Annotated in this window: 16 protein-coding genes; 10 read left to right on the top strand and 6 right to left on the bottom strand. The window is 71.6% G+C overall.

Features of this window, described 5'->3' with window-relative positions:
- From ABTY59_RS19990 to ABTY59_RS19975, 4 genes are read left to right on the top strand one after another with little or no spacing between them, the layout of a single operon-like run.
- Complete coding sequence (locus tag ABTY59_RS19990) at positions 1 to 2,328, top strand: hypothetical protein (RefSeq protein WP_352020320.1); 2,328 nt, start codon at positions 1 to 3, stop codon at positions 2,326 to 2,328.
- A 28-nt stretch (positions 2,329 to 2,356) separates the two neighbouring features.
- The gene (locus tag ABTY59_RS19985) at positions 2,357 to 4,534 is read left to right on the top strand and encodes a hypothetical protein (RefSeq protein WP_352020319.1); all 2,178 of its coding nucleotides are present in this window, start codon (positions 2,357 to 2,359) and stop codon (positions 4,532 to 4,534) included.
- Between the two features lie 43 nt (positions 4,535 to 4,577).
- Positions 4,578 to 5,345: a T-complex 10 C-terminal domain-containing protein gene (locus ABTY59_RS19980; protein WP_352020318.1), complete on the top strand. Its 768-nt coding sequence runs from the start codon at positions 4,578 to 4,580 to the stop codon at positions 5,343 to 5,345.
- A gap of 34 nt (positions 5,346 to 5,379) precedes the next feature.
- Positions 5,380 to 6,261 carry an RICIN domain-containing protein gene (locus ABTY59_RS19975; RefSeq protein ID WP_352020317.1) on the top strand — a complete coding sequence of 294 codons (882 nt, stop codon included), beginning with the start codon at positions 5,380 to 5,382 and terminating at the stop codon, positions 6,259 to 6,261.
- Here ABTY59_RS19975 and ABTY59_RS19970 read toward each other — a convergent pair.
- Together ABTY59_RS19970 and ABTY59_RS19965 are read right to left on the bottom strand one after the other, a co-directional pair.
- Positions 6,173 to 7,438: an NAD(P)/FAD-dependent oxidoreductase gene (locus ABTY59_RS19970; protein WP_352020316.1), complete on the bottom strand. Its 1,266-nt coding sequence runs from the start codon at positions 7,436 to 7,438 to the stop codon at positions 6,173 to 6,175. The genes ABTY59_RS19975 and ABTY59_RS19970 overlap by 89 nt on opposite strands.
- A 40-nt stretch (positions 7,439 to 7,478) precedes the next feature.
- The gene (locus ABTY59_RS19965) at positions 7,479 to 10,853 is read right to left on the bottom strand and encodes a LodA/GoxA family CTQ-dependent oxidase (RefSeq protein ID WP_352020315.1); all 3,375 of its coding nucleotides are present in this window, start codon (positions 10,851 to 10,853) and stop codon (positions 7,479 to 7,481) included.
- Between the two features lie 174 nt (positions 10,854 to 11,027).
- Between ABTY59_RS19965 and ABTY59_RS19960 the strand changes: the two genes are divergently transcribed.
- Positions 11,028 to 11,222, top strand: a complete 195-nt coding sequence (locus ABTY59_RS19960; protein ID WP_352020314.1) for a hypothetical protein — start codon at positions 11,028 to 11,030, stop codon at positions 11,220 to 11,222.
- Positions 11,223 to 11,375: 153 nt separating this feature from the next.
- Here the strand turns inward: ABTY59_RS19960 and ABTY59_RS19955 are convergent, their stop codons facing one another.
- Positions 11,376 to 12,254 carry a peptidoglycan-binding domain-containing protein gene (locus ABTY59_RS19955; RefSeq protein WP_352020313.1) on the bottom strand — a complete coding sequence of 293 codons (879 nt, stop codon included), beginning with the start codon at positions 12,252 to 12,254 and terminating at the stop codon, positions 11,376 to 11,378.
- A 14-nt stretch (positions 12,255 to 12,268) separates the two neighbouring features.
- Entirely contained in the window at positions 12,269 to 13,048 is a 780-nt protein-coding gene (locus ABTY59_RS19950; protein ID WP_352020312.1) for an AfsR/SARP family transcriptional regulator, read from the bottom strand.
- A 303-nt stretch (positions 13,049 to 13,351) separates the two neighbouring features.
- Here ABTY59_RS19950 and ABTY59_RS19945 point away from each other — a divergent pair, with 303 nt between their 5' ends.
- From ABTY59_RS19945 to ABTY59_RS19930, 4 genes are read left to right on the top strand one after another with little or no spacing between them, the layout of a single operon-like run.
- A complete protein-coding gene (locus ABTY59_RS19945) occupies positions 13,352 to 14,044 on the top strand; it encodes an SH3 domain-containing protein (RefSeq protein ID WP_352020311.1) in 693 nt (230 codons plus the stop codon).
- Positions 14,045 to 14,060: 16 nt separating this feature from the next.
- Positions 14,061 to 15,581 (top strand): esterase/lipase family protein, encoded by a 1,521-nt coding sequence (locus tag ABTY59_RS19940; RefSeq protein WP_352020310.1) that lies wholly within the window; start codon positions 14,061 to 14,063, stop codon positions 15,579 to 15,581.
- 19 nt (positions 15,582 to 15,600) lie between these two features.
- A complete protein-coding gene (locus ABTY59_RS19935) occupies positions 15,601 to 16,317 on the top strand; it encodes a peptidoglycan-binding protein (protein WP_352020309.1) in 717 nt (238 codons plus the stop codon).
- A gap of 10 nt (positions 16,318 to 16,327) precedes the next feature.
- Positions 16,328 to 17,002 (top strand): peptidoglycan DD-metalloendopeptidase family protein, encoded by a 675-nt coding sequence (locus ABTY59_RS19930; RefSeq protein WP_352020308.1) that lies wholly within the window; start codon positions 16,328 to 16,330, stop codon positions 17,000 to 17,002.
- A gap of 54 nt (positions 17,003 to 17,056) precedes the next feature.
- On the opposite strand, the gene ABTY59_RS19925 is transcribed toward ABTY59_RS19930, so the two are convergent.
- Entirely contained in the window at positions 17,057 to 17,299 is a 243-nt protein-coding gene (locus ABTY59_RS19925) for a hypothetical protein (protein WP_352020307.1), read from the bottom strand.
- A 375-nt stretch (positions 17,300 to 17,674) separates the two neighbouring features.
- Positions 17,675 to 18,865 carry a cytochrome P450 gene (locus ABTY59_RS19920; protein WP_352020306.1) on the bottom strand — a complete coding sequence of 397 codons (1,191 nt, stop codon included), beginning with the start codon at positions 18,863 to 18,865 and terminating at the stop codon, positions 17,675 to 17,677.
- A gap of 378 nt (positions 18,866 to 19,243) precedes the next feature.
- Between ABTY59_RS19920 and ABTY59_RS19915 the strand changes: the two genes are divergently transcribed.
- Positions 19,244 to 20,329 (top strand): cytochrome P450 family protein, encoded by a 1,086-nt coding sequence (locus ABTY59_RS19915; RefSeq protein ID WP_352020305.1) that lies wholly within the window; start codon positions 19,244 to 19,246, stop codon positions 20,327 to 20,329.

The raw sequence follows: 20,329 nt of genomic DNA, 5'->3' as shown, positions 1-20,329 counted from the left end.
ATGTTGAACCTGCTCCACAAGTTCGTGGTTCCCGACGTGAACCACGTCGACATCTACCAGGACGACGAGGACGCCCTCCAGTTCTGGATGATTCCGCAGCGCGTCCGCGCCGCCCTCGGCCCGGACAACACCACTCCGGAGCTGTCGATCTTCGCCTTCGCGCGGGACATGAGCCTGATGGCAGGCATCGACACCCCCCTGCCGCCCGGCGAGACCGAGGGCGGTCTGATGACCCTGACCGTCGAGTGCACGGTGCGGCAGGAGGACCGGGAGAAGATCCTCGCGTACCTGCGCAGCCAGGTGCTGTCGGGGGCGCTCCGGCTCGCCCGGCCGGTGTCCTCCGAAGGGGAGATCAAGGCGGAGTGGCGCGGACCGGTGACGGGTGAACCGAAACTCGCCTACCCCACCTGGATCGAGGGCGACGTCCAGTTCTGCCTCCCGTCCGCCCTGGGCCCCACGTTCATCAAGCCCGGGGACAACAAGGTCAAGCCGTCCCTCACCGAGTCGAACGTCGCCAGCTTCTCCATCGCGCTCGGGCAGGAGGGCATCCGGCTCTTCAAGGAGACGATCAAGTCGGGCAAGCTGCCCGCCCACGTGGCCTACGCCCTCCAGTTCGTGGCCCGCGTCCCCTCGATCACGGTCACCATCAGCGGTCACTCCGAGGCGGTGCACCGGGAGCTGAAGAACAGCGCCCCGATCGTGGAGACCGAGAACGGCGTCCCCGTCCGCACGTTCCCCCAGATCACCAGCCTGAAGCAGCTGCACGACCTGTCCGGCAGCCTCCACGTCGAGTACACGAAGTTCGACTTCGCCCAGCAGGACGACAAACTGCGCGAGCAGTTGGAGAGCTTCGTCCTGGAGATCACGACGGCGTACCTCAAGAGCATGTTCTGCACGCCGCTCATCACCGGCCAGCTCGACAAGGAGAAGCTCGGCACCGACCCGATGCAGAACTTCAAGCCGCCCGGTACGCCCGTCAGCGGCGGCAACCAGCTGTGGCTCGCGGAGTTCGAGCAGACGGGCGAGTCGGACTTCGACATGACCTTCCACGGCAACATCGCCAAGCCCTTCTCCACGTACCCGAGCGCCGCCCTCGTCGCCATGGTCACCCCGCAGGAGCTGGAGAAGGCGTTCATCGAGGCCGACCTCAACACGCCTCTCTTCCACACCCTCCAGGTCCCGGTCCGCGTGACCGCCGACTTCGAGCACGACCCGATCGCGGGCATCCAGGTGACCCTCGACTACCGGCAGACCGACGACCGCACCGGTGAGGTCAAGACCAAGTCGGAGACCTTCGACTTCCTCAAGGGCACCGAGACGTACTACTTCCGCACCACTCTGGCCAAGGACGCCCAGGGGGCGCCCAAGGACACGTTCACCTACGCCAGCCGGCTCCACTACAAGGCCGCGCAGGCGTCCACCGACATCGCCCCGCAGCCCACCCGCGAGAGAAGCCTCATCCTCGGTTACGACCGGCTGAGCTGCGTCGACGTCAAGGTGGTGGCCGGCACCGTGCCGTGGACGACGGTCCAGGCGGTCCAGGTCGATCTGAAGCTGCCCAACGTGAACCTCCCCTCGGCCACGAAGACCATCGTCCTCAACCAGCAGACCGTCGAGGACAGCTGGTTCAGCTACACCGGCGGCCAGACGTCCCCCGAGTACGAGTACAGCTGTGAGTTCCTGCTGGTGAACGGCAGCCGCATGAAGACCCCGCCCCAGCGCACCTCCGCCTCGCGTCTCCTCATCGACGCGCCCTTCGAGGACCGCATGAGCGCGACCTTCGTGCCCCAGGGCCTCTTCCCGCCGCTGCAGTCGATCGTGCTGTCCACCAAGTACGCGGACCCGGACGCCTCGTACCACAGCGAGGGCACCAACATCTTCACCAACAACACCACGACCTGGCGCTGGGATGTCGACCTGCCCTCCTCCAAGAAGCGGGAGTTCCAGTACAAGGCCGACATCACCTACGTCGACGGGACGACCACTCCGGGCCAGTGGCAGGTGGGCCAGGAGGGCACCGTCCAGGTCGGCGAGGTGAAGAGCTCGCTGCTCGACGTGTCGGTGACCGCGGCGGCGCTGGACATGACCAAGTGGAAGCTGGTCGTCGTCTCGCTGCGGTACGAGGACCCGGCCACGCACGAGGTGCAGGAGCAGACGCTCAAGATCACCCCGGCCACCGCGGGTCAGGACCAGTCGTGGAAGGTCACCCTGAAGGACCCCGCCGCGACGACCTACACCTACGAGATCGACGGTTACGGCGTCGACGGAACCCGCAAGACGGTGCCCGCCGCGACGACCAGCGACAAGCTGCTCGTGGTCGAGCTGTGACGGGCGGCCGTCCGAAGGGAGCTGTGCCATGAGCGACGAACCGGGTGCCACGCACGTCGAGGACCTGCATCTGGATCCCGGGCTCGCGGGTGCCGCCGGCCAGACCCTGACCGACACCGGCGAGACCTTCCAGCCCGGCCTCCTGAACGATCTGATGGCCCTGCGGGCCGAGCCGAAGGCATCCCGGATCCCGCTGGTGCCCACGACGCCCGAGGAACCCGGCCAGGTCCTCCAGGGGGCCCACGGCGACTACTTCGTGCCGGTGGCGACCCTGCCCGCCCGCTCGAAGCGGTCGCGGACACCCGCCGTGTTCCTGGAGGCCGACGCCCAGGGCAGATGGAGCCTGCTGGTGTGGATCGACCTGGTACGGCCGGACACCGTTCCGCCCGAGGCCGAGCCGATGCCGCTGACCGACCTCACGGCCGTGCTCACCACGACCGACGAGCAGTCCACCGTGACCTTCGCGTCGGTGACCGACCTGCCGGTGCCGGGCCCCGGTGTCGCGCGCCGTCTCGCGCTCGCGGCCGAGGTGGACGCCGCCGCGACCGCCGACACGCTGCAGTACGACATGAACGCGGCGATCGTCGTCAACGGCACGCTGTCCTACCGGGTGTGGGACAGCGAGACCGTCGACGGCACGGTCCTCGCCGACCTCTCGCCGGACGAGGAGTCCGGCCTGGAGGTGTTCAACACGGCGATGCTGCTCGGCGCCGGAGGCGGTGGCATCGCCGCGTACCTCCCGACGTCCGACAAGCCCAACCGCCCGATCTACTACCACTGGAACGTCAAGAGCGGCGCCGGCGCGGACCAGGGACTCGACCCGGACAACGTGTGGGTGGACAGCCCGGCCGGGCTGTGGCAGACGTCGCCCCTGCCCAACCAGTACTTCGTCCTCCCCAGCGAGTACCGGCTGGCCTTCGACCCGGAGCGCGGCACCCCCGCCATGAGCGTGCTGCTCGTGCGGCCGGACGTGGCAGCGGACAAGGCCGCGGGGCCCGACGAGGCGTGGAAGGTCAGGGTGCGGTTCAAGCTGGTGCCCTGGCTCGACCCGGCGCCGATGGAGCGCCTGCGCGCGGTCATCGCCGAGGAGGAAGGGATCGCCTACCCGCAACTGGTGCTGGGCGGCTACGCGAGCGCCACCTTCGTCGAGTCCGACTGGCTGAAGAACCTGGGAGGCAGGTCCGTCGGCACGGACTCGGAGAGCAAGGCGATCGACCCCCGCGGGTTCGAGCTCGTGAAGGACTGCACCATGGAGTACTACACGCTGCTCGCGCAGATACTCGCCCCGGCCTCCGGTACGGCGACCGGGGTCGAGGGCCAGGTCGTCCTGATGCTGCGCAGGTCGCCCGACGACGATTCGGCGACGGTACAGCGCGACGTGCCGGTGAAGATCCGGCTCGACCGGCCCGACGACGGCTTCCTCACCACGGAACAGATCACCGCGCCCTTCCCGGACGCCGCCACCTGGCCGCCCGGCTGGACCCCGCCGTTCTACGCCAAGGTGCGCTCCCCGAGCACGGTGCGGGCCGACGTCTCGGGCGTGGTGGCGGCACTGCTGGTGAACGACCCGCTCACCGGCGTACCCGTCGACCGCGCCCGCGTCGCGGCCACTCCCGCGGCCTTCTCGCTGGGCGGGCCCGACGCGGCGCCGGTGCAGCCCCCCGCCGAGCCCCCGCCCCCCGCCCCCGCGGGCCCGCCCGCGTTCCAGCCGCCCGCCAACCCGCCCGTGGGCAACGGCGAGGTGCTGCTGCGGCTCACCCAGACCGAGGCCGAACCCATCGATCCCCGTCTGGTGAGCTCGCTGGCCCTCGACTACAGCGGGGTCACGGTGAAGATCGATCCCGCGGTCATGCTGGAACGCGTCCACGAACTGGGCATGTCCACCGGCCTGATGGCCCGGGTGAACGTGAGCAGCTACCAGCTCAAGCACCCGGAGGCGCTTCCGCCCGAGCTGGCCGACGTGTTCGGCATCGACGTCGAGATTCGGCGGGGCAGCGCCCAGGCGGTCACCGTGAGCCTCACCCGGGACGCTCCCGAGGCGACGAGCGACATCCCGTTCGGTTTCCAGGACCTCATCGCCGATCTGCACCCGGACCAGCCGAAGTTCGAGTACCGGCGGCGCAACCTCGCCACCAAGGGCACCGGGGACTTCTCCGCGTGGGAGTCGGTGGTGGGACGGAACCTGCTCGTCACGCCGGTGACCTGAGCGCGGGCGCCGGAGCAGTACACGCACGGACAGGAGAGACGCGATGACAGTGACCAACGCCGACGGCTCCACCACCGTGGACAACGGCGACGGCACGTCGACCACGACGTGGTCCGACGGCACGAACGAAGTCGCCTACCCCGACGGCTCCACCATGCGCACGTTCCCGGACGGCAGGGTGCTGAACACCTACCCGGACGGGAGCCGCACCTTCAACGACCAGTACGGCACGCCGCTGGACCCCGACACCGGCAACCCGCTGCCCGCCCCGCCCGTCACCGAGGCGCCCGTGGCGACCTTCGGCGAGGTCGAGAGCGGGGTCCACGTGCTCAGCGGCGTCGTGGAGGCGTCCCTCGTCCTGGCGAACGCGGAGGGCGCGCTGGCCCTCGTCGAGCCGATCAACGCCATGTTCGCGCCGATCACCATGGCCCTGGAGGTCTGGCACGCGCTGGACTCCGCGCCGCGCGCCTACGGCACGATGGGCTACTGCTACGGACTGGTGTACGGCGCACTGGACATGGGCGAGCCCGCCTACCCCCAGGGACCGTACTCGCTCGACTCCCCGGAGACGGTCCAGGAGAAGCAGACGCGCTACGCCGAGGGCGTCCGCACCGCGGCCGGACAGCTCGCCGACGGGGCTTCCGGATCGGCCCTGCGCAACCGGGTCCTCCTGCGCACCGCCTACCTGGGCAGCGACCCGCGGCGGACCCTCAACGAGATCTGGGTGACCGCCTGCCGTCAGAACGAGGACGACTTCTACGCGGACCGTCTCGCGCTGATGTGGCCCGACACGGGAATGACGGAAGCATGACGGCGACGGCGCGTTCCGACCGAGGAGGTGCCCCGTGACCAGGCACCGGGTCGCGGCGGTCGCCGCGCTCGTCCTCGCGGCCGCCGGCGGCGTCGGCAGCGCTCGGGGAGCGGCACCGCCGCCCGGACCGGACTCGTGTGTGGAGGGGTACGTGTGGCGTCTGGCGACACCCGACGACCACGTGTGCGTCACCCAGGAGGTCCACGACCAGGTGGTCGAGGACAACAGCCACGCCGAGGAGCGGCGGGAGCCCGACGGAGGTCCCTACGGCCCCGCGACGTGCCGGCAGGGCTGGGTCTGGCGCGAGGGGACGCCGTACGACCTCACGTGCGTCGATCCCGTCGTGCGCTCCCAGGCGTGGCAGGACAACAGCGAGGCGCCCGACCGCTGGACGGCCTCCAAGCGCGTGGACGGCAGCAACGCGCACCCGTTCCTCGCCCCCGGCGCGACGTACACGATCGCCGCGCGACAGGCCACCGCTCCCCCGCCCGCCGCGGGTGAGCTGGTGATCGACGCGCGGGGTGAGCAGATCGACGTGGACACGGGCACCAAGGTCACCCAGGACAACGGCAGTGACTCCCAGCGGTTCCAGTTCATGCGGCGCGGGGACCTGAACGCGCACGAGAACGGCTTCATGATCAAGGACCTGGCATCGGGCCGGTGCCTGACCGTGGCGCAGGGCGGTGTGAACAACGGCACCCGTGTCGTGCTGGGCGAGTGCGACTGGTCGGACCCCTCCGTGTGGTCCTTGTGGACGCAGAAGGACGAGTTCTGGCAGCTGCGCTCACGGGTCAGCGACAAGTGTCTGACCGCGCACAATCCGCTGTTCACCGTGCCCGCTCCCGGCGCGTACCTGGAGCAGTGGCAGTGTCTCGACGGGAAGAACCAGGCGTGGCGTCTGGCGCCGGTCGAGTGACGTCCGCCGGGGTGCGGCGGCGGGTCCAGAAAGGGGTGTCCCACCGCTCCTCCGCCCGGTAGCGGACGGCACGGGCGTGCAGGAACTCGTCGTGCACGGCGGCCACGAGGGCCGCGTAGCGGCTCGGGGCCCCCGGATCGCCGTCGGCCTGCTCGGTCAGTGCGGTGCCCGCCGCGATCCCCGTCGCCAGGGCGTGCGTGACGCCGCGCGCGGCGAGGGGGTCGGTCACGGCCGCCGCGTCCCCGGCCGCCACCCAGCCGGGTCCCGCGGGCGGCAGCGTGCGCGAGGTTCCGGCGGGCAGGACGCGCAGGCGGTGGGGGGCGGTGGCGAGGTGGGCGGCTGCCCGGACCCGCACGTGCCGGGTGCCGGCCAGCGCCGTCCACCAGCCGTCCGGGGTCCGCAGACCCGCGCCGGCCACGAGGTCCGCGTCGGTCACGGCCATGACGACGTGCCGCCCGCGCGGCAGGGACGCCGTGTACCACCAGCCGTAGGGCGTGGATTCCACGAGCGACGTACGCGCGGTGGGATCCTCGGCTCCGTACGGGCCGTCATGTCCCGGCACCGGGACCGGGAACGGGACCGGAAACGGCACCGGGAACGGGACCGGGTCCAGGTCCAGGTCCGGGCCCGGACCCGGCGCCTCGGCCGCGACGGCCACCAGGTGGTCGGTGTGCACCACCCGTGCGCCGAGCCGGCGGGCGAGCCGGGCTCGCGCCCCCGTGGCGTCGACGAGGTACGGGGCGGTCGTCACCGTCCCGGACACGGTCGCCCGCCACCGGCCGCCCTGCCGTGCCACCGACCGGACGCTGCCGGTGTACAGCCGTACGCCCGCCGCGCGGGCCGCACGGCGCAGCGCCGCGTCGAACGGCCCGCGGTCCACGTGCCAGCCGGCTCCGTGTGGCTCCTGGAGGAAGTCCGCGGCCGTCAGGGCCGGTCCGCCCCAGGACGACCGGTTGCCGTGGCAGGGCGCGAGGCACTCGGGAGGCAGCCGGTCGAGGACGCCGAGTCCCCTCAGCAGGGGCCGTGCCAGGGGTGACAGGCTCTCCAGGACGCGCCGCCCGGCGTCCGGGGCGGGATGGACCAGGACGACGTCGGCGCCCCGTGACGCCAGGGTGAGGGCCGCGGCCACGCCCGCGGGGCCGCCGCCCGCGACGAGGACGTCCGGGGATCCCGTCACGGCGTGCCGCCGCCGGCGCGCGTGCGGCGTCCGGGCCGGGTCAATGGATGCTCCCCATGCCCTGGATGCGCAGCCGGAGCGGGCTGTCGGGTTCGGGCACGGGCTGGGCGGTCGACAGGCTCACGCGCGCGTCCGGGGCCCCGGCGTCGGGGAGCGGGCAGCCGGCCTCCACCCAGTCGTCCACGATCTCCCGCACGGTACGGGACACCGGAAGGTCCTGGGCGAGCCGCGCGGCCTCCGCCGGGCCGAAGAACTCCCGGAGGAGGTCCGTGGCGGGCCCGTCGCCGCCGGCCGTGTTCCCGGGATGGGTCAGCGCCGCGAGGAGCGCGGGAGCGGGCTGGAGGCACCACCAGGCGAGCGGACGCTCGACGAGCCGTCCCGGGTCGCCCGGCTGGGGGCCGACCAGGGTCCGGCCGTCGGCGAGGAGGCCGTCCGGCCGCGTCCGTACGGCGTCGGCCAGGAGGAGGACGGCCTCCAGCGGGGAGTAGGCGCGCCGCTCGGCCGGCTCCTCGGCGAGCGAGCGGATCCACTCCCGCCACACCTCGGTCTCCTCGGCGTCGAACACCTTGTACATGGGTCCGTTCCAGCGGAAGAGGCGGAAGAAGGGGCTTCCGGCGGGATCGCCGGGGACGATCCACTCCGAGGCGGCCAGCGCGTCCAGGAGGCCCTCGGGGTCGGCGAACCAGTCGTTGAGGTAGCTGCCCGCGAGCATCTTCCCCTCGTGGTTGAGGGCGGCCCGGGGCGCCTTGTCGGCGATCATGCGCAGCAGCCTCTCCTCGGGCGGCGGCGGTGACTTCAGATGCGCGACCAGTTCCTCGCCGAGGTTGCCGGTGACCGCGAAGGCCACGTACCCGTTCCAGATGCGCTCCCACTGGCGCTGGACGGCCTCCTCCCCGCCGAGGGTGTGCAGCTGGTCGAGGTAGCGCATGACGGCGTCGCGCGCGCGGGCGCCGTGGCCGTCCGCGGCGTTGTCGATGCCGATGTGCATGCGGAAGAAGCGGGAGTCGATGCCGTGGTGGTCGAGGAGCTTCGCCAGCGGGACGACGCCCAGCACCTCCCACTCCAGGAACAGCGTCATGCCGAGCAGCTCCGGGAAGAACGTCTCGGGGTGGCAGGAGATCGCCAGCTCGAACGCAGGGCAGGTGAACGCGGAGTCGAGCAGGTCCGTCCTGGTGGCGAAGGCGCGGGAGTCCACCGGCGGCAGGTGGACGCCGATCTGCTGGAGCAGGTTCTGGTACAGGGTGGAGTGGTTCAGTGCCGGATTGCCGTCGCCCACCTCCTCCTTCCAGATCGAGAACAGCAGCCCGCGGACGTCGTCCATGGGCTTGGCCTCCGTGAGGTGCCGCAGCCACACCCCGTCCAGGAGGTTGAACGGCGCCATCTGTCTGACCCGTTCGACCACCGCGTCCCTGGTACGGAACACCTGCTCGACGTCCGGGTCGGCCGGGTCGTACGCCTCGGCGTCCTGCGCGAGCCGGCTGTAGATCAGGTCGAGACGCTCCTCCAGGCTCTCCGGGGTGTAGCGGAACGGCCGCAGCGTCTGGGGCGCGGCGGGATCGTGCTGGACGGCCAGCGCCTCGGCGAGGAACGACTGGGCGAACGCCCGGGAGGCCTTCACCTGGTCGGGGAAGCGGTCGGGGTGCTGGAGCGCGTAGAACCACTCGCGGTGGCTGGGGCCGACCTGGTCGGCGCGTTCCGTCTCGACCAGGACGCGGCTGCCGTCGGGTGCCTGGCGGGCCACGACGAAGCCGAGGCGGCTCCACTGGCCGACCATGTCCTGGGCGCCCGCGTGCGCGCGCATCCGCCTCCAGCGGTCGTCCACCCTCTGGTCGTAGGCGGTGTCGCTCTCCCCCGCCATGCGGGGCGGTTTCGGTCGGCGGACGATCTGCTGCCCGACGCCCCGTGCCCAGGGGCGGCGGTACGGGGTGGGGCCGATGCTCCGGGCGGCCTGCTCGCCGGCCGCGCGGAGCAGGGAGAGGAACTGCGTCTCGGGGTAGACGTCGTCGGGCCGCTGGGCCGGCCACCAGTGGGTGTTGCACTCGTAGAAGTCGGCCTGCCACGGCAGGGCCAGGTACTTGGTCAGGTCGCCGGGCTCCAGGTCCTCCCGCGGCCGGAACGGCGCCGCCCAGAGGTCCGGGTCCTGGGCGATGTACGTCATCTCGATGCCCGGGTAGAAGGGTCCCCCGCTGCACGCCTCCAGGGCGGCCCGCACCAGGGCGTGCGGCTCGTCCTGGAGGGCGGGCTCCGCCGGGGCGGGCACCTGGCCCGTCCAGTCGGGGGTGAAGTCGCCCTCCGCCCAGCGGCGCATCCGCTCGTACTGTCCGGGCAGCAGGGACATCCACCGGCCCGGCTTGCCGTCCAGGGGTTCCCCGTCGTCCCCGGCGAGCTGGGGCATGTAGACGGAGGTGGCCTCGGCGACCCCGGCGTCGGGACCGCGCAGCCTCCGGAAGACCGACCGGCGCAGCTCGGCCGTCCCGGGGCCGTTCGCCGCCAGCTGCCCGAGGAGCGCGGGGGCGAGGAAGTGTCCGGGCTCGCCCTCGCCGTGGCCGCGCAGCGCGGCGGCGTTCACCCACTGGTAGTCGCTGACGCGGCGCAGGATCGGATGGATGTCCCGGGTGAAGGAGACGGCCTCGGGCCGCTCGTGCCCCGAGGCCTCGGCCAGCACGTCGTACAGCGTGACGAGGTTCTCCGTGTCGGGCGAGAAGTCGGGCGGTGCGGCCAGGACCCAGGCCGGCCGCGCCCGCAGCGGCTCGCCTCCGGTGCGCAGCCGGACGGTGGCACGAACGGGCCCGTCGGACACGTCGTCGTACCAGAAGTCGTTGTTGGCGAAGTGGACGACCGGGTTGTCGGGGCGGGTGGTGCCCGCGTTCCCGAAGCCGCCGAGGACGAGCAGCCGGCCGTCGGCGTCGGTGCGCAGTTCGCCCAGCGGCACCGGTGTGCCGAGGAAGGTGCCGGTGTCGAACCGTGCCTCGGGGCCCGAGCGGTCCGGCCCGGTGACGGTGCGCGGGCCGGGCCGGACGGCGAGCCCGGAGCGGGCCTCCGGATCGGCGACGTCGACGGCCTGGTTGCGGCGGGACCTCGGGTCCCGGGCGCCCCCGTCCTCCGCCCCGTCCTGGTGCCGCCCGACGAACTTGAACCAGTCGCCCTTGGTGTTGGCGAGCTCCACCGTCCAGGAGATCTCCGCGTGCTCCGCGGTCAGCTCGCCCAGCACGGTGCCGTCCGCCGCGTACCCGTAGACGCGGAAGCGCGCCGCCTGGCGCTTGACGCGGCCCTCGCCGTCCTTGAAGCCGCCGGCCGGCCGCGCGGGGACTCCCGGTGTCTCCGGGCCGACGAAGAACTCCGTCGGGCTGTTCCCCACCCGGGCAATGCCGAGGGACGGATGGATCTCACACCGCACGACGTCGTCCAGATTCATGGACAGCAGTTCACCGGACGCCCGCGGCCGAAACGACGAACGGCCTGTCCAGGACACGGTTTGTCACCTGTGTGGTGCAAGCGGCTCCAGAGGTTGCGGCGGGCCGCCGCGACTAGAATGGCAGGGGGCGGGATCCCGAATCCGGACACCATCGTTGCGAAAGTAGGGGTCGTCGTGGCCGGTTCCAAGGACAAGGACAAGGAAGCTCTGCGCGCCGAGCAGTCCGCGAAGGACACGCTGAAGCAGCGCGAGCAGCAATCGCCGGGCGAGCGCAAGAAGGGCGAGGCGCCCGAGAAGGCTCCCGTCGAGCCCGCCGTGCCGGCCGAGACGCCCGCTCCCGAGCCGCCGAGGAGGTACGGCCGGGGCTGATGCCTCCGCCGCGAGGACACGTCACCGACCCGGCCGCCGCATCCCACGAGGTGCGGGGCCGGGTCCGTGTGTGACGGCCGGACGGGTCGTGCGTGACTGCCTGACGGATCGTGCGTGACCGCCGGACGGGTCGCGTGGGCTCCCGTACGCCCGTCAGGCGCTCAGCACGGTGAAGCCGAGGCCCGAGAGCTGGGTGGCGAGGGAGCTGACCGTGTCGGGGTCGTCGAAGGCCCCGTTCTCGCCGAGGGCGCACGCCGACTGGAACTCCTTGACCTTGCCCTGGGTGCGGGGCCCGTCGACACCGTCCTGGGTGAGGGGCTTGTACCCGAGGGCGAGCAGTCCGCCCTGGACGCCGAACACATCGGAGACGTACAGGGCGATCCGTTCCGTGGGCAGCCCCTGGCCCTCCACCGTGCCGGCGAGCTGGAAGTGCGCGCGGTCGAGGTGGTTGCGGGTGACGATCGTGCCCACGTCCGGGGTGAAGTGGCACTCGCCCGCGGCGCCCGCCCAGTCCCGCTGCGCCACGTACCCCCGGAACATGGGGAAGTCGAACATCGGGCCCAGGGCCCAGCACATGCTCAGGGTGGCCAGTTGGGCGTTGGCGGGCCAGGAGCCGAAGTCGCCGAACTCCGGGCGCGAGACCAGCACGCCCTCCATCTCGTCCAGCTTCTCGAAGACGTGGCGGTCGATCTCCTCGTCCGTGACGTGAAGGCTCGTCAGCGGCGGCTGGAAGGCGAGGTGCCCGGCCGGCGCCAGCTCCAGGTGCGCCTTCACGGTGTCCCACTCGTTGGTGATCTCGTCGGGCCTCGCCTCGGTGTCGCCGCCGTTCACCCGCCAGGCCAGCCGGAAGGCCGCCGCCAGCGAGGCGGCCCGCTCCTCCTCGGTCGGTGCGGAGTTGTCCCGCGCGGTCTCGTCGATCTTGTTGCCGATGCCCGTGCTCACGTACCCCTTCGTGTCCAGGTACATGAAGTCGACGCGCCCTTCGAGCGGGTCGTTGAAGGAGATCCAGTAGTCGCGGACGCTCTGGTGCATGGCGCGCTCCTCCGTCAGGTGTGGACATCGGTCACGCGGTCGGCCGGGAAGCGCACGCGGGGTGTCCCGCCGCGGCCCGCGGCCCGCGGCGGCAGCCGCTCGGCGAGCAGACGCGTGAACCGGGGCGAGGGCTCGACGCCCAGTTCGTCGTTCAACAGGTCGCGGAAGGCGGCGTAGTGGCGCAGCGCCTCGCACACATTGCCCTCCGCGAGGTGCGCGGACACGACGGCCCGGTGCGCGCTCTCGCGCAGCGGCTCGGCCCGTATGCCGGCCCACGCCGCCTCCATCGCCAGGGCGGCCCTGCCCTGCTCGATCAGGGACTCCGCCAGCGAGTCGAGGGCGTGCAGGCGCAGTTGCCGCAGGCGCTCGCGCTCCAGCAGCACCCAGTCCTCGTCCCAGCCCGGCAGGAGGTCCTCCCCGGTGAGCAGTCCGAGCGGGGGGCGGCGGTACGGTGCCGGGCCGCAGCCCGCCACGACGCCGAGGGCGGTGCGGGTCAGGGTGTGGACGTCCACGCGCAGGGCCGGGCTGACGAGCAGGACGTCCCCGCAGCAGCGGACGAGGGAGAGTTCGCCCCGGGGGAGCTTCCACAGCGTGGTGCGCAGGCTGCCCCGGGCGTGCTCCTCGGTCACCTCGGGCCACAGGGTGCCGGCGAGGACCGTGCGGGGCACCCGCTCGCGCAGGCTCAGGAACGCCAGGAGCCGCTGACCGTTGCGGCACAGCTCGACGCTCTCGGTTCCGAACTCCAGTCGGAACTGACCGAGCAACCGCAACTGAGCGGAGGAAGTCACCGTCATGATCGTCTTGCTCACCGCGGTCCCGCGTGAGCGCGCCTCGTGAAAGCCGTAGCGGCCTGTCCCCACCAGTTTCTGCCCCTCGCTCTCTCTCTGCAACCCACCGCTCGCCGCCCGTCGCGGGGTACCGAACAGCTGGTCGCGGAGGTGCCGCGGTCACGATGACGGCGGGGTGACGCCGGGCTGACGGCGGTTCCGTACCGTCGTGAGACGCCGGCCGGGGCCGATCCGGGGAAGAACGAGCGGAGAACCGGTGACGGACCCTCCCCGGCCGGTCTCCCACAGGCGCGTTCCTAGGAGGCCGCGATGTCCTGGCGGATGGCGAACAGCTTGGAGACCCTGCGGCATCAGCTCGACGGCCGCTTCCCCGGACGCAGCCTCACGGCCGACGGCGGCATCGGCGACGCGGCCCACCAGGCACGTGGCACCGACAGTGACCACAACCCCTGGTACGGACCCGGAATCGTCACCGCACGTGACTTCACCCACGATCCGGCCCACGGGCTCGACATCCAACAGGTCGCCGACCAGCTCCTCGACAGCCGCGACGCCCGCATCAAGTACGTCATCGCCAACCGTCGCATCGCCGCCAACCGCACCTGGCAGTGGGAGCCGTACACGGGTGCCAATCCGCACGAGGCGCACGTCCACGTGTCCGTGGTGGCCGATCCCCTCTGCGACGACACACAGGACTGGAGCCTCCCGCTCTTCGGCGAGGTGCCGGACCGCGGGGGCGGTGACACCGTGGCACCGGGCACCTTCCTCACCTGGGGGACCGACGTCAACGTGCGGGCGGAGCCCAGCCTCGACGCCGCGGTCGTGGCCGTGCTGCCCGGACCGACCTGGGTGACGGTCTCGTGCCAGACCCGGGGCGACGCGGTCAGCACCGCCGACCACGTCAACGACGCCTGGGCGTACGTCCCCGCCCTCGGCGGATACCTGTCCAACATCTTCATCGACGACCCGGCGGCCTGGCTCCCGGGCGTCGACGAATGCTGACCCCCGGGCGGCCCCCATGTCGCAGACCGAGAAAATCCCCGTCATCTACGTCCGCGGCTTCGCCGGCGGCCAGTCCGGCATCGACAGCGCGGTGACGGACCCGTTCCTCGGGTTCAACGCCGGCTCCACGCACATCCGCATCGGACCGGACAACAAGCCCAGCTTCTACCAGTTCGAGAGCCCGCTGCTGCGGCTGATGGTGGACGAGGGATACCAGCTCCTCGTCCACGGCAGCCAGGAGACCTATCTCGACGGCCACGCGGAGATCCCGCCCGCCAGCATCTGGATCCACCGCTTCTACGACCGGTCCGCGAGCACCTGGGGCGGCACGCCCCGGCCGTTCCGCGTCGAGGACGCCGCGAAGGACCTGGCCGAACTGATCGAGGAACTGCGGGCGAAGGCCCACGTCGACCGGGTGCATCTCATCGCCCACTCCATGGGCGGGCTCATCTGCCGGTGCCTGATCCAGAAGATCCTCCCGGAACGCGGCGTCCAGCCGACCGACTACGTCGACAAGCTGTTCACCTACGGCACCCCGCACGGCGGCATCGCCTTCGACCTCGGCTTCGGGATGCTGGAGCGGCTGCGCGACGCCATCGGCATCAACGGGGCCGAGATCTTCGGACGCGAGCGGATGTACGAGTACCTGACCCCCGGCGTCTCCGAGGGCGCCGAGCCGCCGAGGAACTGGGACCCGCGCGTCATGCCCGGCGAAGGGGAGCCCTTCGCCTTCCCCCTGCACCGGGTCTTCTGCCTGGTGGGCACCGACCCCGGCGACTACGACGTGGCGCACGGCCTGTCGTCCGCGGCGGTCGGACCGCGCAGCGACGGCCTGGTGCAGATCGACAACGCCTATGTGCCGGGCGCCTTCTACGCGTATGTGCACCGCAGCCACAGCGGGCGCTACGGGCTCGTCAACTCCGAGGAGGGGTACCAGAACCTGCGACGGTTCCTCTTCGGCGACCTCAAGGTGGAGTCCGCCCTCGTCCACCACCGGCTGCCGGAGGAGAAGAACACGGCGTGGCAGGCGGAGATCGGACTGTCGATCCGCGGTCTGCAGATCGTGATGCACGAGCGGACCAGCGCCCAGTGGTGCCCGATCCAGCTCGGCCACGACACCCGGCCCGGCGCCGACGGCGACGGCACCGTGCCGCTGGTGAGCACCTTCCTGTGCGAGAACCTGGCCAGCCCGAACGGCGCCGGCAGTCTGCGGTACGCGCTGCACCTCCGGATCCTGTCCCTGCGCGAACGGGACAACGGCTTCCTGGACTTCCGGGACCACATCGAGCAGACGGCAGACTTCGACGACATCCTCGTCGTCGACGTCAGCGGCGAGGGCGGGGTTCCCGCGCTGCGGGCCGTCTGGAACTCCACCATCGACGGTCCCGTCAGCGAGTACACCCCGGACACCCCGGACCTGGCCGACGAGGACGCGGAGAGCGGCAGCTGGGTCAGCCACATCCGCCTGCCCGAATCCACCGAGAAGCTCCTCGGCAAGGACGCGCGGATCCGCCTCACCGCGACCGCATGGAACTGACGAGAGGGAGCGAGACGCCATGGTCGCTCTGGCCAACGTCCAGTTCGGCAAGGAGAACGAGGACGTGCGCACCGTGCAGAAGGCCCTGATCGCCCGGGGCCGCGCCATCCCCGACGGCGCCACCGGATACTTCGGCGGCCAGACCCAGGCGGCCTACCGGGCAGAGCAGATCGCCCAGGGATTCACAGGGAACGACGCCGACGGCGTCCCCGGCTGCACCTCCCTGACCGCCCTCGGCCACAGCATCGGCTTCCCCGTCGACTGCTCCGGCGCGTCCGCCGGAGGCGGGGGACGGCTGAGCCTCTCCCAGGTCACCTACCACGACCCGGGCGACGACTCCGGGGAGGAGGCCATGCGCCGCTATGCGCGCAAGGCGTGCGAACTGACCGGAATGGACCCCAAGTTCGGCGTTCCGGCGCTCACCACGATCGCCAAGCGCGAATCCGCCTTCAACGCCCCCGGGCAGCGGGTCAACACCTGGGACGTCAACGCCCACGGCAACAAGGCCGCAGACGGCCACGCGCTGAACTGCTCCCGCGGAGCCACCCAGTGCATCCCCACCACGTTCGCCGCCTACCACCAGGCGGGGACGGCCACCACGCCCTACGACGTGGTCGCGGCCATGTGCGCAACGATCAACTACGTCCGTGACCGCTACCACGTGAACAGGTCCGGCTCCGATTTCGCCGCCCGGGTCCAGCAGGCGGATCCGAACCGCAAACCCCACGGATACTAGGAGCCCCGTCATGGTGGACCTCTCCAACGTCCAGTTCGGCAAGACGAACGACGACGTGCGCACCGTCCAGAAGGCCCTGATCGCCCGGGGCCGCGCCATCTCCGAGGGGGCGACCGGCTACTTCGGCGAGCAGACCAAGGCGGCCTACCGGGCCGAGCAGATCGCCCAGGGCTTCAAGGGGGCCGACGCCGACGGCGTGCCCGGCTGCACCTCCCTGACCGCCCTCGGCAAGCTGGCCGGTTTCAGCGTGGACTGCCGGAAGGCGTCCGTGGGAGGCGGCGGCCGGGCCTCGTCCCCCGTGCCCGGGCACAAGGTCACCTTCGAGTTCTACGAGCGCGGCCCCTACGCCTGGAAGCCGGACGGCGTCTACGGCCGGCACACCGGCCAGGACTTCGCCGCCAAGAGCGGCACCCCCGTGGTCGCCGTGCGCGGCGGCACCATCGCCTGGTCCAACGGCGACGGCGGCGCGTACGGCCAGTGGATCGGCCTGTCCGCGGACAACGGCCACGTCTACACCTACTGCCACCTCTCGCAGCGGCAGGTGGCCGCCGGCCAGAAGGTCGCCGCGGGGCAGCAGCTCGGCCGGGTCGGCACCACGGGCAACTCCACCGGGCCGCACCTGCACTTCGAGATGTCCAAGGGACCCAAGTGGTCCTACGGGAACGTGGCGAAGCCCGTCTACTGACACCGACCGCCCGCCGACCGACGAGGGGCGTCGGCTCGCCCGCACGCCGTCTCGTCAGGCGCTGTTGGCGTCCAGGAGGCGCAGCGTGCGGTCGCTCGCGCCGCTGAGCGTGAGGGGGACGCCGAGACCGGCGCACATGCGGTGGGCGCGGGCGAGGGCGCTGAGGGTGGCGGGGCTGGGGTCGGCGGCCGGGACGGCGATGACCACCCGGGCGGGCCGGTGCTCCTGGACGAGCGCCTGGATCCGGAGGGCGGCCGCGCCGCGGTTCGTGACGGCCAGGTCGTGGTGGAGCGTCACGTGCAGAACGTCGTGACGTACGGCGTGGCTGATGAACAAGGCGACCCTCCGCACAGGAGACGAGGAACGCCCACAGGGGACGTCGGCGTGGGCGGTTCGTCCGAGGATGTCACGAGTGACGGCCCCACGTCGTTCACGCGGCGTTCACCGCGCGGAGTGTCCGTCGCACGGATCCGTCGAGCCGGCAACGGAATGGGCCGGCGACGGAATGGGCCGGCGACGGAATGGGCCGGCGACGGAATGGGCCGGCGACGGAATGGGCCGGAGCCCGGGCCGCGCAGCGGACCCGGGCTCCGGCGGGTGCACGTGAGCCGCACACCGGCGTGCGCCGCCTCCCGGACGGGCGTCACGCTCGCGAGTTTCAGTGCCAGTACTTCATGGTCGAACCTCCTCCCCCGCTCGTGGACGCAGAGTGACCTCGAAGCGGTCGAGACCGCGGAGGGTCAGATTGCGCCGGTGGTCCGGTTCCGCGACGGCCCGTGCGTCCGGGTAGTCCCTGGCCAGGGCCCCGAGGACCGATCCGGCGAGCCGGATCGCCATGGACGCGCCCAGACAGGCATGGGCCCCGCGCCCGAACCCCAGGTGCGGGTTCGGGGCGCGGTCGAGTCGCAGCTCTGTGGGGTGGTCGAACCGCAGCGGGTCGTGGTTGGCCGCGCCCAGGAAGAGCGTGACCGGATCACCCGCCTTGAGGGTGACGCCACCCAGTTCGGTGTCGGTGACGCAGACCCGGGCGTCCGCCTGGACCGGTGCGTCGTACCGGATGAGTTCGTCCACGGCCGCGGCCGGGCTCGCCCGGAACGCGTCGAGCGCGCCGGGGGTGGTGAGGAGGGCGGCCGCGGCGTTGCCGAGGAGCCGCGAGGCCGATTCGTAGCCCGCGTGGAGGACGGCACGCAGACTGTTCCGCAGAACCGTTTCTGCCACGCCACTGTCCGCCGCGTGCTCCGCCACGTAGGCGATGAGCCCGTCCTCGGGCGGATCGGCGAGCCAGCCGCCGGCGTACTCCGCGAGCCGCGCGCGGGCCGCGACGGCGGGCTCGTGCTTCTCGGGCCAGAGTCCGGCGTCCATGCCGTCGACGACGGTACGGGACATGGGCACGAACCAGTCGAGTCCGGGCGCGGGGACACCGAGGAAGGCGGTGACGAAGCGCAGGGCGACCGGCTCGGCGAGCTCGCCGACGAAGTCGAAGGAGGGCCGCTCGGCCAGCTCGGCGAGCAGGTCCGAGATCCAGTGATCGAGGTCGTCGTGCAGGGCCTTGCGGTCCTGGGCGCGGAAGCCGTCGAGCAGCAGGTGCCGGATGGCGGTGTGCTCCGGCGGGTCCAGGGTCTGGACGCTCAGCAGCGGGGCGGGGATGTCCTCCCCGGCGCGGCGCCAGTCGGAGGCGAAACGGTTGCTGTCGGTGAGCACCGCGAGGCAGTCGGCATGGCGGGTGAGGACCCAGGAACCGAGCAGTTCGTGCCAGAAGACGGGCGTGGTCTCCCGCATCCGGGCATAGGCCGGGTAGGGGTTCCGTAAGACCGACGGGCGGGCCAGGTCCAGGATCGGGTCCACGACTGCCGCTTGCTCCACGAAACGTTCCCCCCTGCGCATCGGGCCTGGTTGAGGCCTTGGCTGCCTACAGTCGAGCCGTACGAGACGCGGAACCGCCGGTTGGGCGGGACGTCTCGCGGGTGCTTCTCCGGCTGTTCGCCGGTCCTTCCCCGTACATGATCCGAGCCGAGCGCCGGTGACGCTACCACGCAACTGGGGTGGCTGGTATGACTACCTGCCAGAGATCTTTCACAAAGCTTCGGGGAGTTACGGAAGATGACCGGTCAAGACCAGACAATCGTTCACGATGTCCCGGTAAACGTCGCTCAACAGCCCAACCCCTACCCGCTCTTCGAACGCATCCGGGAGCACGGTGTCGTCCAGCGCGTCCGGCTGAATCCCACCCTTGAAGTCTGGATGGTCACCGGCTACGACGAGGCGGTGGCGGCACTCACCGATCCCCGCCTCAGCAGCAGCCCCGTGGGGGTCAACGGACTTGAGGAGGAGATGGCCCACCAGGAGCGCACCAACGTCCTGATGGCCAGCATGCTCGTGGCCAACGGCGAGGACCACACCCGGCTGCGGAACCTCGTCTCGAAGGCCTTCACCTTCCGCCGCGTGGAGGCGATGGCGCCCCGCGTCCAGGCGCACACCGACGCCTTCCTCGACGCGATCGCCCAGCGCGGATCCGCCGACCTCGTCTCCGAGTTCGCGCTCCCGCTGCCGATGGCCGTGCTCAGCGAGCTCATCGGCATCCCGGCCGAGGGACAGCCCGACTTCGCGCGCCTCGCGGTCGGTCTCATCATGCCGCCCAACACCCCCGAGCGGCTCGCCAAGGGGGCCCGGGCGCGCGCCGAACTCACCGAGTTCTTCGAGCCGTTGATCGCCGCCCGCAAGGCCGAACCCAAGGACGACCTGCTGAGCGCGCTGTGCGCCGCGCAGGCCGAGGAGAAGATCAGCGACCGCGAGCTGACGGCCATGGCCATCCTGCTCACGCTCGCCGGCCACGAGACGACCGCGAGCCTCATCGCGAACGGCGTCCACGCCCTCCTGCGCCACCCGGAGCAGTTCGCCGCGCTGCGCGACGACCCGTCGCTGCTGCCCGGGGCGATCGAGGAACTCCTCCGCTTCGAGGGCCCGGTGAGCCGGGGCGTCGCACGCTTCACCGTGGACGCGTACGAGATCGGCGGCGTCACCGTCCCGCCCGGCGAGATGATCATCATCGGGCTCGCCGCCGCCAACCGGGACCCCGGGCGCTACGACCGTCCCGACATCCTCGACGTGGCCCGCCGTGAGGTGCCGCAACAGCTCGCTTTCGGCCATGGTGTGCATTTCTGCCTGGGGGCCCCGCTGGCCCGCGCCGAGGCCAGGATCGCCATCGGCACCCTGCTGCGCCGCTTCCCCGACCTGCGGCTCGCCGACCCGGACGCGGACCTGAGCCGCCGTGAGGGCATCCTGCGCGGCATGGCGACGCTGCCCGTGACCTTCACCGCGGAGGCATGA

The sequence above is a fragment of the Streptomyces sp. NPDC096079 genome (assembly GCF_040303145.1).
Lineage (GTDB): Bacteria > Actinomycetota > Actinomycetes > Streptomycetales > Streptomycetaceae > Streptomyces.
This window is presented reverse-complemented; position numbering and strand designations above follow the sequence as displayed.